The sequence below is a fragment of the Thiohalorhabdus denitrificans genome, assembly GCF_001399755.1.
Taxonomy (GTDB): domain Bacteria; phylum Pseudomonadota; class Gammaproteobacteria; order Thiohalorhabdales; family Thiohalorhabdaceae; genus Thiohalorhabdus; species Thiohalorhabdus denitrificans.
Genome location: NZ_LJCP01000007.1, coordinates 314,199 through 328,737, shown reverse-complemented (window position 1 = coordinate 328,737; position 14,539 = coordinate 314,199). Strand labels below are relative to the sequence as shown.

General features: G+C 70.6%; 14 protein-coding genes. 4 read left to right on the top strand and 10 right to left on the bottom strand.

Going from position 1 to position 14,539, the window contains the following annotated elements; translation table 11 throughout:
• Nucleotides 1-173 precede the first annotated feature (173 nt).
• The 3 genes from AN478_RS04765 to AN478_RS04755 all read right to left on the bottom strand — a co-directional run bounded on the left by AN478_RS04765 (nt 174) and on the right by AN478_RS04755 (nt 3,823).
• Nucleotides 174-1,982, bottom strand: coding sequence for an AI-2E family transporter (locus AN478_RS04765; RefSeq protein WP_054965469.1), 1,809 nt, complete (start codon nt 1,980-1,982; stop codon nt 174-176).
• Nucleotides 1,983-2,090: 108 nt separating this feature from the next.
• Nucleotides 2,091-3,155 carry a glycerol-3-phosphate dehydrogenase/oxidase gene (locus AN478_RS04760; protein WP_054965468.1) on the bottom strand — a complete coding sequence of 355 codons (1,065 nt, stop codon included), beginning with the start codon at nt 3,153-3,155 and terminating at the stop codon, nt 2,091-2,093.
• The gene (locus tag AN478_RS04755; RefSeq protein WP_054965467.1) at nt 3,152-3,823 is read right to left on the bottom strand and encodes a glycerophosphodiester phosphodiesterase; all 672 of its coding nucleotides are present in this window, start codon (nt 3,821-3,823) and stop codon (nt 3,152-3,154) included. Before AN478_RS04755 ends, AN478_RS04760 begins: the two co-directional genes overlap by 4 nt.
• Nucleotides 3,824-4,055: 232 nt before the next feature.
• Between AN478_RS04755 and AN478_RS04750 the strand changes: the two genes are divergently transcribed.
• From AN478_RS04750 to AN478_RS04735, 4 genes are all read left to right on the top strand, one after another.
• On the top strand, nt 4,056-4,508 hold the full coding sequence (locus tag AN478_RS04750) for a beta-lactamase hydrolase domain-containing protein (RefSeq protein WP_054965466.1): 453 nt from the start codon (nt 4,056-4,058) through the stop codon (nt 4,506-4,508).
• 72 nt (nt 4,509-4,580) lie between these two features.
• The gene (locus AN478_RS04745; protein WP_054965465.1) at nt 4,581-5,201 is read left to right on the top strand and encodes a DUF1264 domain-containing protein; all 621 of its coding nucleotides are present in this window, start codon (nt 4,581-4,583) and stop codon (nt 5,199-5,201) included.
• Between the two features lie 80 nt (nt 5,202-5,281).
• Nucleotides 5,282-6,046: a hypothetical protein gene (locus tag AN478_RS04740; RefSeq protein ID WP_054965464.1), complete on the top strand. Its 765-nt coding sequence runs from the start codon at nt 5,282-5,284 to the stop codon at nt 6,044-6,046.
• Between the two features lie 23 nt (nt 6,047-6,069).
• Nucleotides 6,070-6,615 (top strand): hypothetical protein, encoded by a 546-nt coding sequence (locus tag AN478_RS04735; protein WP_054965463.1) that lies wholly within the window; start codon nt 6,070-6,072, stop codon nt 6,613-6,615.
• Nucleotides 6,616-6,632: 17 nt separating this feature from the next.
• On the opposite strand, the gene AN478_RS04730 is transcribed toward AN478_RS04735, so the two are convergent.
• From AN478_RS04730 to AN478_RS04700, 7 genes are all read right to left on the bottom strand, one after another.
• Nucleotides 6,633-7,256, bottom strand: a complete 624-nt coding sequence (locus AN478_RS04730) for a hypothetical protein (RefSeq protein ID WP_054965462.1) — start codon at nt 7,254-7,256, stop codon at nt 6,633-6,635.
• A 288-nt stretch (nt 7,257-7,544) separates the two neighbouring features.
• On the bottom strand, nt 7,545-8,021 hold the full coding sequence (locus AN478_RS04725) for a cytochrome c (protein WP_054965461.1): 477 nt from the start codon (nt 8,019-8,021) through the stop codon (nt 7,545-7,547).
• Between the two features lie 17 nt (nt 8,022-8,038).
• Nucleotides 8,039-8,734, bottom strand: coding sequence for an MOSC domain-containing protein (locus tag AN478_RS04720; RefSeq protein WP_054965460.1), 696 nt, complete (start codon nt 8,732-8,734; stop codon nt 8,039-8,041).
• Complete coding sequence (locus AN478_RS04715) at nt 8,731-11,838, bottom strand: efflux RND transporter permease subunit (RefSeq protein ID WP_054965459.1); 3,108 nt, start codon at nt 11,836-11,838, stop codon at nt 8,731-8,733. The genes AN478_RS04720 and AN478_RS04715 overlap by 4 nt, the downstream gene beginning before the upstream one ends.
• On the bottom strand, nt 11,835-13,202 hold the full coding sequence (locus AN478_RS04710) for an efflux RND transporter periplasmic adaptor subunit (RefSeq protein ID WP_054965458.1): 1,368 nt from the start codon (nt 13,200-13,202) through the stop codon (nt 11,835-11,837). Before AN478_RS04710 ends, AN478_RS04715 begins: the two co-directional genes overlap by 4 nt.
• 53 nt (nt 13,203-13,255) lie before the next feature.
• Complete coding sequence (locus tag AN478_RS04705) at nt 13,256-13,717, bottom strand: cytochrome c (RefSeq protein ID WP_054965457.1); 462 nt, start codon at nt 13,715-13,717, stop codon at nt 13,256-13,258.
• A gap of 52 nt (nt 13,718-13,769) precedes the next feature.
• Nucleotides 13,770-14,360, bottom strand: a complete 591-nt coding sequence (locus AN478_RS04700; RefSeq protein WP_054965456.1) for a TetR/AcrR family transcriptional regulator — start codon at nt 14,358-14,360, stop codon at nt 13,770-13,772.
• Nucleotides 14,361-14,539: the final 179 nt, after the last annotated feature.

The following is a 14,539-nucleotide window of genomic DNA, read 5'->3' as shown; positions in this document are numbered from 1 at the left end:
GGGCCGCCAGGCAAAGCCAAAACCATCATCACACAGATAATAATGATGGTTGCTCGGAATTCCCCGCCTTTTGCCAACCACCCCGGCCGCAAACGAACCATTTTGGGTACTCGAATGACCTGATGGCCCGTAAGACCCGGCGACGGCATGGCGGCCAAGTGAACACCGATCCGCTACGTTTCCAGGGTTTCCAGCTCCTGCCTTTTGCGAAGGGCCCACTCGCGGGCCTCCGCCAGGCTGCCCGTGACGAAATGCGCCCCGGCCTCCCGCAAGGACTGGAGGGAATCGGGGTCCTGCCCCCAGGCCCCCACGAGGATGGACCAGGCGGGATCCCTTCCGTGCAGGCGCTTGCACAGGTAGCGGACCCGCGCGTCGTCGGCGGGATGAACGGTGGAGAGGCAGAGCACGGCGCGATGGCCACCCGGCAGCCGGGCGGCCAGGTCCCCGGCCAGCGTATCCGCCGGCATGTGCACCGCCGGCATGCCCTTCGAGCGCAGCAGGGCCACCAGGAGCTGGGCGGGGAGCTCATCCAGATCGTCGTGGGCAGGGATACAGACCAGCCCCGCCTGGTCGGGTACCTCCAGGGCGGGCTCGGGGAACGGCTCCTCGCCCATCACCAGGGGACGGAGGGCCTTGCGGGCCGCGCGCAGCATCCCGTCCACTTGCCCGGCGGTCAGCTCGCCCCCGATGTGGTTTTCCTGGACGAGGCGCAGGGCAGGGAGTACCACCTCGTCCAGGGTAACGAGGAGGCCGTGCCGTTCGCGGTGGTCGGCCAACAGACGGCCGGCCTCGTCCACGTCCAGATCATGGAGCTGGTGATAGAAGCCCGCAGCGGGCGGCAGGGGAGGCTCCCGGCCCAGGATGACCGGGAAGAACTGGAGGGCAGGCACATAGCGTCCGAGCACCACCAGGCAGGCGGTCAGGGGGATGGCCACCACCAGACCCACCAGGCCCCACAGCGCGCTCCAGAAGACCACCGCGAACAGTACGGCCACCGGCGACAGACCTGTGCTGGCCCCGTACAGCCAGGGCTCCAGCACGTTGTTGGAGAACAGCTCCAGGACCAGGAAGAGCCCCAGCACCCCCAGCGGCTGGATCCAGCCGTCGAACACGGCAAAGGAAAGGATCACGGGCAGGCCGGCCCCCACCCAGGGGCCGATGAAGGGGATGAAGCGCAGGAGGATGGCCAGGATCGCCCACAGGGCGGCGTTGGGGACGCCGATGAACCACAGACCGATGCCCACGGGAATGCCGTAGGTCACGTTGATGATCGCCTGGGCGCGCAGGTAGTGGGTGATCTTGCGGCCGGCGTCGTCGAGGGCCCGGGAGGTCAGGCTGAGGCGCCCGACCCCCGCCAGGCGGATCACCCGTTCCCGGAGGTCCTCGCGGTAGATCAGAAAGAAAATGAGGTAGACGAAGGCCAGGCCGGCCATGCCCACGGGCTGCAGGAACATGCCGCCATAGGTGCGGAGGATGGCAAGGACCTCCGATGCGGGCTCCTGGTGGATCTGCACCGGCACGGGCTCCCGTTCCTCCCCCGCTCCGGCCTCGCCCTCGCCGGCCCCCGGCGGCTCTTCCTCCTCCCCGCCCACCTCCTCGCGGACGCCTTGCGCGGCCTCCATGATCCGCCCCAGCACCGTGCTCCCCTCGGGCTGCAGGCCCTCGATGCGCTGCACGATGTTCGCGCGGTAATCGGGCAGGGAATCCGCCAGCACCACCAGCTGCCGGGAGACCACCCCCGCCACCGAGGCCGCCACCACCGCCAGGAGCGCCGCCACGATCAGGGCGCTGCCGATGCGCCCCAGGCGCAGGCGCTCCAGCAGGCCGGCCACCGGGGCGAGCAGGGGGCTCAGCAGGGCCGCGATCACGATGGGGATCAGCACGTTGCGGCCCACGTACAGCAGCCCCACCACGGCGACCGCCCCCAGCAGGCTGGGCGCCATGCCGGGGAGGAGGGAGCGGAAGGAGGAGGACGACTGCACGGTAGGGGTCCGGGGCGGGAGGGTTTCCGGCCATTGTTAGCACGGCCGGAAACCCTGCCCCATACGGGATAAGGCCGATGGTGCTTGGCGTCCTTCGACGACCGCCAGCTAACCGCCGACCGTGCGCGCCACCTCCTGGCCCAGTCGGCGGGCGGTGGTCCACTTGCCCCCGCAGACGGTCACCAGCCGCCCCCGCTGCTCGATCCGGTACTCCCGGCTCGCCCGGTTCACGTCCGGCCCCGAGCGGATCAGGGGACGGAGGCCGGCGAAGGTCTCGGCCACCTCCTCCGGCACCGCTTGGCGGAAGTAGTGGTTGTAGGCCTCCAGCAGGTAGTCCCGCTCCTCCGGACTGCACCGGATGGGCTCGTCCAGGCCCTGGCGCACCTCGGTGGTGCCCACCAGGGTCTGGCCCTGGTAGGGCAGGGCGAAGAAGGGCCGGCGATCCTGCGGCGCTTCCAGAAGGAACCCTACCGCCAGGGGCCGCTCCAGCAGGAGATGGCTACCGCGCACCGGGTCCATCCGGCAGCCGCCCTCGATGTCGCTGGCGGCGTTGAGCCGCTCCGCCCAGGGTCCGGCCACGTTTACCACCCGGTCGAAATCGTGGCTCTCCTCAGCCGTCTCCAGGGCACCGCGCTCGCTGACCCGCCGCACCTCCGCATGCTCGCGGAGGACCCCACCCAGCTCCCGCACCCGCTCCGCCACCCACAGGCCCAGGCAGTAGTCGTCCATTTGGCCGTCGTAGAAGACATAGCCACCGCGCAGCCCGGAGGCGCGCAGCTCGGGCGCCAGGGCCGTGAGCTCCGCGGTCGACCGCCAGCCATGGGCGCCAATGCCCTGCCGCCCCGCCAGGCGGTCGTAGAGCCACAGGCCAGCCTTCAGCTTCCAGCGCGACCGCGATGCGGAGCGGTAGACGGGCAGCACCAGCCGCAGCGGCCGGGCCAGATCCGGCACGTGGCGCAGCCACCAGTTGCGCTCTTGCAAGGACTCGCGCACCAGGCGCAGCTCGCCGTGCTCCAGGTAGCGCAGGCCGCCGTGCAGCAGCTTGGTGGAGGCGCTGCTCGTGGCCCGCATCAGCTCGCCGCGCTCGAACAGCTCCACCTCGTGGCCCGCCTGCAGCAGGGCCCAGGCGGTGCTCAGGCCGTTGATGCCTCCGCCCACCACGCCCACCCTCATCCGGCGTCCCTCCCCAGGGCGGCGAGCGCCACCTCGGGCTGGTCCAGGATCACCCCCGCGCAGCCCCAGTCCCGCACCGTCCGCACGTCCGCGGGGGTGTGGACGTTGTACACCAGGTTGGCCACCCCGGACGCCCCCACCGCCTCCAGGATTCCCCTATCCACGTAGTCCAGGTTCCAGATGCAGTATTCCGGCATCCTCCCCACCCAGGCCCGCAGCAGGGCCTCCGCCGACACGGGCCGATGGTTCAGCACCAGCCCGAAGGGCAGCCCCAGGTCCCGCCCGTGCGCGTGGAGGAAGTCGTGGTAGGGGGAGGACAGGATCAGACGGGGGGCCTCGATCCCGTCCAGGGCGCGCCGCAGGGGCTCGATGAAGTGGGGGCTCTTGATCTCCAGGTCCCAGAGGAGGTCCGGCCAGCGGGCGAGCACCTCATGGAGCTCCGGAACGTGGTGGCCCTCCGCGGCCTCGAGCTGGGCGTGGTCGAGCTCGGCCACGGGGGTCCCCGCGGCGTCCAGGCGATCGTGGAAGAGCACCAGCCGTCCGTCCCGAGTGAGGCGCACGTCCGTCTCGATGCCGTCCACCCCCAGATCCACCGCCGCCTGGAAGGCCGCCAGGGTGTTCTCCGTGAACCCCTCCCCCATCACGCCGCGATGCCCCAGCACCAGCATGCCGACCTCCTCTGGTTACCGCTTTCGAAGGTCCCAGGTTTGGGCGGCAAGGGCAACAAAAACCTGCGCTTGGCGGTACGGGCCGTACCGGGCCGCCCGCCCTCTCCCCAACGCCTATAGGGTGAAAGCCAATTGCCGCTCCGCCCCCGCGTGCCAAAACCTTTACCACGGAGCTGCTCTTCCCCCGGCCCCTCAGACAGGATCAGCGCAGGAACCCCCCAGGAGCGCGGCCATGATGCAGATCATCCAGATGGACGAAAACTATGTGGTCGGACTGTCCGTTCCCGATCCCGAGGAAATGGAGGAGCTGGCGGCAAAGGGCTTCCGCGCCGTGGCCAACCTCCGCGAGGCCGGGGAGGAGAAGGAATACCTCAGCCCCCGGGAAGAGGAGGAGCAGGCCCGGCGTAACGACATGGAATACTTCCACACCCCCGTCAGCACCGACGACCTGAGCGAGGAGCGGGTGGACGAGTTCCGGGAGGTCTTGCAGCAGTTGCCCAAGCCGGTCCTCGTACACTGCAAATCGGGCAAACGCTCGGGCGCCCTCACCCTCATGCACACCGCCAGCGAGCGGGGCCAGTCGGGCGAGGAGGCAGTGGGGCAGGCGGAGTCCATGGGCTTCCGGTGCGAGAACGCCGAGATGGAGCAGTTCGTGAAGGACTACATCAACCGGCACAACCACTAGACCGGCCTGCGGGCCTGTCCTACCGCCGGTCCGCGGCTGTATGGACGTTCCCTCCCGCGAAAGGAGGCAGCCATGCTGAACTGGATCTCAGCGCTTCGAATCACGCCGTTCGGGGTGGCCACGGGGCTTTCCCTGGCGGCCGCCTACCTGCTGCTTCGACCCGGCCGCTCCCACAACCCCACCCGGCCCTGGGGGGACCGCAAGACCCCCCTGACCCGCCTGCTGGAAACAGGGGCCACGGCCACGCAGCTACGGCCACCCCTGCGTGGCTTCCACACCTACCTTGTGGGCTTCCACCCCATGAAGGAGAACCCCGAGCGCCAGTGGATAGCCCACCACTGGTGCCGGCTGGCCAATGACGAATTCGCGGAGTGCGTGATGTTCGACGGCAAGACCTGGCACCTATGGGACACGGGGACGGACCGCCAGCCCGGGGACGACCTCCCCTTCGGCGAGCCCAAGCTGGCCTGGTCCTTCAACCACGCCGGGGAGCTCCAGCCCTGGCTGCAGGCGCTGCGCGACCGTGAGCTGGGCATCAACACCGAGGCGCGGCGCGCCTCCAGGGAGGACCTCGTCGACCATGCCCACCCGCAGAGCGGCGCCGACGCCTTGCAGGGCCGGTTCGAGCGGCCCACCCGGGACATCCCGGGCGTGCAGGAGCGGCGGGCCCGGATCGAATCCAAGGGGCACTGATCGCAAGGGCGCTCCCGGCGGGCACATCCGCAACCTCCTGGTATCCTGCTCCCGGATACCCTTTGTCCTGGAGGAGCCCCTTGCCCCGCCCCGTCCTGCTGCCGTCCCTGTTCCTCCTGCTGCTCGGCCTGCTCCTGCCCGGGTCCGCCGCCGCCCTGGGCAGCCGGTTCATCATCTCCACCCCGCCCCTGGATCCGCCGGTTGCCCCCACGGGGGAGGCCCGCTACCGGGTCAGCGGCGGGCTCCAGCAGTACAGCTCGTCCGACGCCGACCTCACGGGCTTGACCCTCGGCGTGGCCCGGCGCCAGGCCCTGGAGGACCCCTTCGCCTTCACCCTCGGCGGACAGTTCGACTACGTCAGCGGCACCGCCCGGATCCAAACCGCGGACGATGACCTCACCCTGTGGCGGACCACGCTCTACGCCATTGGGGAGTACCGCCACCGCTTCACGCCGGTCCTGGGCGCTGTTCTCTTCGCCGGGCCCAAGGTGGGCTACGGCGAGTACGAAATGGACTACCGCCCCGTTGCCACCCTCCCGGAGGAGCATGTGGACGGTCGGGAGGAGACCTACGGCTACCTGGTGGGTGTCCGGGCCCCGGTGAAGGCGGGGGGCGACCTGCGCCTCACGCCGTTCCTGTCCTACGAGGCCCTGGACGCGCGGGCCCGGGAGCGCCGCACCGCGGGCGGCAACCCCACGCTCGACCGTACCTACGAGATCACCCAATATGGGGTGGAGCTGCGGTTCGTAAGCACCGGACTCACCCTGGGTGCCATTGTCCAGCACTGGACGGACGGCACCGCGGACACCACCTACACCCTGTATCAGGTGGGCTACCAGTTCTGAGCACGAGCAGAGGGGATCGGGATATGGCGGCGAGAGCGCGGTGGGCGCGGCTGGTTCTGGCGGGATCCCTGGCCGCCGCGGGCCAGGCCCAGGGGGGCACCCACCTGGGCGCGTTCGGCGTGGCGGAGAGCAGCTCCTGCTCGGGGGACTGCGGCTCCGCCCTGGAGGAGCAGGAGCCCGGCTTCGGCGCCTCCTTCCTGTTCACCGGCCGGCTCTACGGGGACTGGGGGGTATTCCTGGAACTGGGGGGCACCGACGAGGCCCCCTTCGCCGGGGTGGGAGCCACCCGCTGGTTCGGGCCGCTACGCCTCCAGGCGGGGGCCTACATGGCCACCCACCAGGCCGACTACAGCTTCGGCGCCCCCTTTCCGGACGGGGAGTCCAGCGAGCAGGTCTCGGCGCTGGGGGCGGAGGTGTCCTACCACGGCGTCTTCCTGCGCTATCAGCGCTACAGCGCCGAACATTCCTTCGAGTCCACCAACCCCGCCGACCAGACGCAGACCCGAACCGCCTCCGCTTCCTTCGACGTGGACAGCTTCTTCCTCGGCTACCGCTACACCCTCTGGTAGCGCGGCGGGCCCCGCTCCTACCGCAGCAGGCCCCGGGCCCATTGCCGCACGTCGCTGAGCAGACGGGCGGCAGCGCTCATCAGCCGGCCCCACCGCTCCTCCTGCCCGGTGAGGTGCAGGTAGCCGTAGACGCCAGCCACGGCCACCGCCAGCACCACGACCACGGTCAGGAATCCGGCGGCCAGAACGGCCCCGATCAGGACCACCAGGACGGCGGCCGCGAGGGCGGGGGCGCACAGGCTGCCCAGCCGCTCCTCGCAGAGGGCCCGCATCCGTTCCCAGGGGCCCTGCGCGGCGGCGGGAGCACCGGCGCCTGCGGACGGGGCGGCGGTTTCCTTCCCGTCGTCCTCCGGTTGTCCAGCGCCCTCGGCGGCGACCGCCTCCTCCGCGGCGCCGGCCGGCTCGGGGGCCGGGTCCGCCGCAACCTCGGCCACCCCCTGCCCTTCGGGGTGCCCGTCCTCCTCCGGGGAAACCACCTCCTCGCGCCGCTGCACGCAGGTCTTGCAGACCTCCTCGGGATCCACCGCCGCGGGGTCCGGCACCCGCTTGGAAATGGTGCGCTCGCAATAAGTCGTGCTGTCGGCCCGCACAATATGGACACGCTTGCCGTTGCCCACGTAGCCGTATTCCACATCCACCATCGGAGGCGTCTCCTTTCGGCAGGCAAGGCCCGTTTGCTTGCCGGCATGTAGTTCCCGGCTCGATCAAATCATTATCACGCCGGAAAAACAAGCGTGGCTCCGCATACCCCTTTCTGCTTTGGAAGGGATGTTCTCCTCGCGTGCGCGACCATCCAGTTCTGTGCTCTACATTACCGGGCCCCGCAACCGGCCATTGTTTTCCCGGAAAAGGGTCCGACCACTCCTTTGCGGACCCCCCCCGGGGATCAGCCGCCCCGCGCAAATCTCAAAAAAGGCAAAAGCCTGGCATCATTTGGCGGTCCCGAAGGGCCTCTTTTCGATCTGGTAGGTGGCATGGCAGGCCACGCACTGCTGCTGGAGCCGGGCCAGCTGCTCCAGGGACAGGGCCCGATCCCCCATGGACTCGGCATCCATGGCGATGCGGTCGAAGGTGGTGTGCACCTTGCCGGCCAGCCGCTTGAAGGTGTCCGGGAGCTTTTCCACCACCCGCGGCGGGATCTCGTTGGCGGCCTGCCCGCCCATCCGCCGGGCCGCGTCGGCCACCTTTTGCATGTCCTCGACGGCCAGTCCCGCGGTGATCTCCTGCATGGCCACCAGGAAATTCCGCATCTCTTCCAGCACCAGATGGCGCTCGTCGGGCGGCAGCTCCAGCACCTGGCGCTGGTCCGGGTCCCGAGGGGTTCCCTCCTGGTCCGGGGCCGCTTCTCCCGGGCTAGCCAGGGCCACCGTAGCCAGGGCAGAGGCCAGGATCGCTTTTTGATACATGGGTGGTCTCCTTGCAATCACGTGTTGGGTGTAGGCTCGCCCAGCCGCCCGGACCAGTCTTCCACGCGACCCGTCGCCAGGCGCTTCTGGAGCAGGCCCCGCTGGACCGCCGCCAGCTCGGAAACGGCCAGCAGGCCTTCGATCCCGGCGAGATCCCCGGGATCGTGGAACAGCAGGTGCGCGACCCGGCTCAGTGGCCATTCCGGGCGCGGGCGCTGGAGAAGGACCAGACAGCTATCCGGGGAAACGGAGCCCGGCTTCAGCACCCGGTAGTACCAACCGACACGCCCCGATTCCTGAACCCGCCGCGCCATGTCCGGAATCCCGAAACGCACGTTGAGGGTGGCGCAGGGCTGCCGCAGCTGGGAGACCTGAAGGACGGCCTCCCCCAGCGAAAGAATGTCGCCGAGGCAGACCTCCGCCTCCGTCAGGCCTTCGGTGCTCAGGTTCTCCCCGAAAGCGCCCGGGGCCCCAAGGATCTCCGGCGGGTGGGGAAGTCCCCGCCAATGGGCGTAATGCTCCCAGGGGTAGTGGTGGAGGGCCTTGTCCGGCCCGCCGTGATGGCGCCGGTTGCCCTGGGCGTCACCCTCCAGCCCTTCCTCCCCCAGCCAGAGGGACCGGGCGACGGGGGTCTTGTGGATGCCGCTTGCCGGCCCCCGCTCCGTGAGGGGCTGGACGGTGCCCATGAGCAGGGCCTTGAGGCGACTCCTCATTCGTTTTCCTCCCCCGGCCCGGTCGTCCGCGCCCACCCCCAGTCGTCGAACAGCACGTACAGCGCCGGGATCACCAGCAGCACCAGCACGGTGGCGGTGAGCAAGCCGAACACCACCGACACCACCAGGGGCTTGATGGCGTCCGCCTGGGTGCTGGTCTCCAGCAGAATGGGCAGCAGCCCGGCGATGGTGGTGGACGAGGAGATCAGGATGGCCCTCAGCCGGTCGCGGCTGGCCTGGCCGGCGGCCTCCGCCGCCGGCAGCCCCCGGGCGCGGTGGGCCTTGATGAAGTGGATCAGGAGGATGGCGTTGTTGACCACGATGCCCGCAAGACCCGCGGCGCCGATGAGCGAGGGCATGGACAGGTAATAGCCCGTCAGGACGTGGCCCCAGATGGCGCCCAGGAAGGCCAGCGGGATGGACAGCATGACGATCAGGGGCTCCACGTAGCTCCGGAACTGGAAGGACAGGATCACGAAGATCCCCACCAGGCCGATGAGCAGGCCGCGGGCGATGGAGGCGCCGGTCTCCGCGGAGCGGGCCACCTGGCCCTCGAAGACCACGTCCACCGCGGGGTGGCGTTCCACGAACTCCGGCAGCCAACCCTCGCGCAGATCGGCAACGACCTCCTGGCCGCTGCTCTTCCGGGCGTCCACGTTGGCCTCCACGGTGACCGTGCGCCGGCCGTCGATGCGGTTGATCTGCGCCCAGTCGCGGTGCTCGCGGATCTCGGCCACCTCCCCGAGCGGCACCCGCTCGCCGCCGGGCAGGGTGATGGTCTGGTCGGCCAGGTCGCCGAGGCTGTCGCGGTCCCCTTCGGGCTCGCGCACCAGCACCTCCACGTCCCGCTCACCGATACGCTGGGTGTCGGCGATCTGCCCCAACCAGGCGGCGCGCAGCTGGGCGCCCACCTCTTCGGCGGTGAGGCCCAGGCCGTGGGCGCCGGGGGCCAGGGCCAGGCTGCGCTGCGGCTTGCCCGGGCGCAGGTCGTCCATGACGTTGTAGGTGGCGTTGTAGTCCGCGAGATACTCGGCGGCGTCCACGGCGGCGGCCTTGAGGGCGTCCAGATCCTCGCCCCGCAGCCGCATCTCCACCGGGATGCCGGCGGGACCGAAGCCCGGCTCCTGGATGATCAGGCTGTGGATGCCGGGGACGGATCCGATCTCCTCCCGCCAGGCCGCGGTCAGCTCGTCCAGGGTCACCGTGCGCCGCTCGGCGGTGAGCAGGTCCACCATGACCGTGGCCACGTGGGGCCCGGCCTCCCCGGCGCTGAGGTTGTGGTTGAAGCGGGTCTGCACGGCCTCCACCAGCGGGGCGCCGTCGGGCTGCTCCGGGGTGAGGCGCTCGTCGAGCCGGCGCATGGCCGCCTCGACCCGGTCGGCCACCGCCTCGGTGCGCGCCAGCGGCGTGCCTTGGGGCATGAGGATGCGCGCCTCCAGGACGTCGCCGTCGATCTCGGGCATGGCCTCGCTGCCGATGTGGCCGCCGGCCAGGAAACCCACCGAGCCCAGCAGGACCGCCAGCAGCAGCCCCAGCACCGCGTGGCGCCACCGGACGGCCCGGTCGGCGGCCCGGCCCACGGCCTCCCGGAAGGCGGCGAAGCCCCGCTCGAAGGCGCTGCGGAAGCGGGAGTCGTGGCCGGCGGCCAGCCTCGGCACGCTGCCCTTGAGGTGGTGCGGCAGGATCCAGAAGGCCTCGATCAAGCTGGCGGCCAGGGCGGCGATGAGCACCACCGGCAGCACCTCCAGCACGGCGCCCAGCTCGCCGGCCAGGAAGGACAGGGGCGCGAACACGGCCACCGTGGTCAGGAACGACGACAGGACCCCGGGCAGCACCTGGCGGGTGCCCTCGGTCACCGCCGCCAGGGCCGTGCGCTGCTCCCCGGCGTGGACGGCGATGTTGTCGGTGATCACCACGGCGTCGTCCATGACGATGCCGATGGCCATGAGCAGCGCCACCAGGGTGATCATGTTCAGGGACAGCCCGCTCACCGCCATGACGAAGAAGGCGCCCATGAAGGCCGCTGGCAGCCCCAGCACCGCCCACAGGGCCAGCCGCGGCCGGAAGAACAGGCTCATCACCGCCATTACCAGCAGCAGGCCGAGTACGCCGTTCTCCACCAGCATCTGCAGGCGGTCGCGCACGATGCTGGTCATGTCCTGGGTGACGGCCAGGCGCACCCCGCCCTCGAAGCGCCGGCGCTCCTCGTCCACCAGGCCGTTGAGGCGCTCCATCACCCGCAGCGAGTCATCGCGCAGGGTCTTGCTGACCTCCAGCACCACCGCCCGCTCACCGTCGAAGCGGATCTTCTCCTCGTCCCGCTCGCCCACCTGCTCCAGGGTGGCGATATCGCCCAGGGTCAGCTCGCCGCCCTCGGGATCGGAGACCACCACCAGGTCCCGCAGCTCGCGCAGGGACCGGCGCTGGTCGGTGAAGCGCAGCTGGATGTCGCGCTCCGGGGTCTCCAGGGTGCCCAGCGGCATGTCCACGTTCTGGCGCGCCACGCGGCCGGCCAGCGCCTGGGCGGAGAGCCCGTGCTGCCCCAGCACCTCCCGCGGCACGGTCACCTCCCACTGCCGCTGGGAGACGCCGTGGAGGGCCACCCCGGCCACGCCGGGCAGGGCCATGATCCGCTCCTCCAGCCGGTAGGCGTAGTCCTCCAGCCGGTCCCGCGGCATGTCGCCGGCCACCGCCACCGCCGCCACCAGGTCGCTGCGGTGCAGCTCGCGCACCACAGGCTCCTCCGCCCGCTCGGGCAGGTCGGTAATGGCGGCCACCTCGGTGTCGATCTCGTTGAGGAAGCGGATGGGATCGCCGCCCGCGGCCATGGTGGCCACGGCGCTGGCCCGGTTGTCCCGGGCGGTGCAGGTGAGCTCGTCGAGGCGGTCCACACCCTGGACCGCGTCGTGGATGCGGCGGCAGACCTCGTCCTCCACGTCGGCGGCCGTGGCGCCGCGGTACTCCACCTCGACGCTCACCTCCACCGGCCGGTAGTCCGGGAAGGTCTCGCGCTTGAGCTCAGGCGCGGCGAACAGCCCCGTGGCCAGCAGCACGACGAGCAGCAGGTTGGCCGCGGTGGGGTGGCCGGCGAACCAGCGGATCACGCCCCCGCCCCCTCGGCGCGCCGCCGCAGCTCCTCCTCCAGCGCTTCGTCGTGGCGGGGATCCACCGCCATGCCGTCCACCGCGGGGACGGGGTCGTCGACGATAACCCGGTCGCCGGGGGCGAGCCCGTCGGCGATCACGGCCAGATCGTCCTGCTCGAAGGCCACCGTGACCGGGCGCCGCTCAAGGCGATCCTCCCCGGTGGCGAGATAGACGGCGCCGTCGTGCACGGCGGAGGCCGGAACCACCAGCCGCGGCTCGGGGCTCGGGGCGGACAGCCGGACACGCACGTACATGCCCGGCTGCAGGACCGGGCGTTCCGGAGGCTCGGCCTTTTCGTAGGGGGCGTCCACGGTGACCACCACCCGTACCGTGCGGGTGGTGGGGTCCAGGCCGCTGGCGATCCGGGTCACCCGCCCCCGCCAGCGCACATCCCGGACGCCGGCCAGAACCACCTGGGCGTCGAGGGCCTGGAGGCCGACCCGCTCCTGCAGGTCCAGGGCCCCGGGCGCGCCCTCCAGATCGGCCACGCCGCCCACCACCCGGCGCAGCATGGGCAGGGGGACGTGGGCCTCCACCTCCGCCGACTCGGTGCTATCCGCCCGGAACAGCAGCTGCCCCGGCGAGGCCCGGTCGTGGAGCTCGATGTCCACCTCCCCGACACGCAGGTCGTAGGGGGCCTCGAAGCGGGTGTCGGCGAGGTCCTCGCGGGCCTGCTCCCGGCGCGTCCGGGCCTGCTCCCGTCGCGCCTGCAGCTGCTTGCGGCGGGTGGGGATCAGGGCCAGCTCGTTTTCCAGCTTCGCCACCGCCTGGCGCTGCGTCACGGTGGCGCGCCGCTGCTTGTCGCGGGCCGAGCGCGAGATCTGACCTCGATCGGCCAGCCGCTGGACCCGCTCCAGTTCCTTTTCCTCCAGGTCCAGGCGCTCCCGCTCCAGCGCCAGCAGCTCCCGGGTGTTCTCTTCCTCGGTATCGAGCTGCCGCTTTTCCGCATCCAGCGAGGCCAGCTCGGCCTCGGCTTCGGCAATGGCGAGGCGGTAGCGGGTGGGGTCCAGGGCCAGCAGCTCCGTGCCCTCGGGCAGGATGTTGCCGCTTTCCAGCTCGGGGTGGCGCTCCACCACGCGCCCGCCGACGTTGGCAGTGGCCCGCCAGCTCTCGGCCGCGCGGGCGACGCCGTGGCCGCGGGCCACAAGCCGGAGCTCGAGCGGCTGAACCTCGATCACCGAAAGGGTGGGAACGTCCCGGGCCGCCTCCCCCTGGCCGGGGGACTGGCGGTTGGCCACGAGCAGCGCCACCAGGGCCAGGCCGACCGCCAGGCCCAGCACCACCCAGATCCAGCGGCGGAGGAATGAAGACCCCTTAGCCATTACCGCTCACCCTTTCCGTGCTTCCAGCCGATGCGCGCGACCATCGCTGGCTCCTATTCCTCGGCGTCGGGGCTGCTCGGATTCCCGAAGCGGCGGTGACAGGCCAGACAGCTGTCCACCAGGCGGTGGAAGCCCTCGGTCATGCGCTCCAGGGCCTTGGCATCGGCGGCCTCGGCGATGTCGCGCGCCGCCCGCCGGGTGCGTTCATCGTATTCCCGGAACTGACCCGCGTCCGTGCCGAACCGACTCAGCAGGCCGAGCTTCTCCGTCAAACCGGGCGTGGGGTGATCGGCCAGCCGGCGGGCGGCCGCGGCCGCTTCCGCATGGTCCTCCCGGAGAAGGGCACGGGACAGCCCCTGGAAGTCCTCCTCCATGGTCCCCATCACCCGTTCCAGGGGCCCGGCCCCGGAGGCCGGAGCCGGCCCGGCGCAGCAGACCACCACCGCCACCAATCCCAGCCAGCCCCACGGTCTCCCGCCCCCGGCGGGGCCTTCCCGGCTCAGTCGTTCGCCCATGGGCGCGCCTTCCTTCTCCCGAGCAATCGATGTCTTACCGAAATCGCCGAAGTCATTTCCGCAGGAGCCCCGGCCCCAGCACCCGCCAGATGCCCTCCGCCTCCTCCTCCAGGTCGAAGGCGAAATCCGACAGCGACCACCGCACCACCAGCCCCTGGATCAGGGAGATCAATATCCGGGCCGTCTCGCGGGGATCCTGGTCGGCGCGGAACCGGCCCTCCCAGATCCCCTCCTCGATGAGGCCGGCCACTGCCTCCGTGTACCGCTCCATCACCCCCAGCAGGGACCGGCGCAGGACCGGGATCTCCAGGTGGAGGCGGTCGGAGAACAGCAGACGGGGGATCCCCCGGCGCTGCCCGATGAAGCCCAACTGGCGCCGGATCAGCTCCCGCAGCCGGGCGTCGGCCGGCTCATCGCCCTCGAACTGCCCGGAGATGTTGCGGAACAGCGCGTCGGCGATGGCCGCCACCGCCGCCTCGAAGATGGCGTCGCGGTTACGGAAGTGGCGGAAGATGGTGGGCTGGGCGATTCCCACCCGTTCCGCGATGGCCTTGGTGGTGGCCCCGCTCACCCCGCGGTCCGCCGAGATCTCCAGGGCGGCCTCGATGATCTCCGATTTTCGCTCCTCGTGGGGCTTGCTCATATGACGCTCGTCAAGGATGTGAGCTACCTATCGCTTTTCCCGGCCTGGAAAGCACGGACTCTCCTGGCCTTACCTTCCACCGAAAACCTATGTGATCGTATTATTGCATAAACATGCATATAGAATACAACGAAAAGGCCCCCGCCCTCGCCCCGGCTCCAGCCGGGGCCGACGGGGGC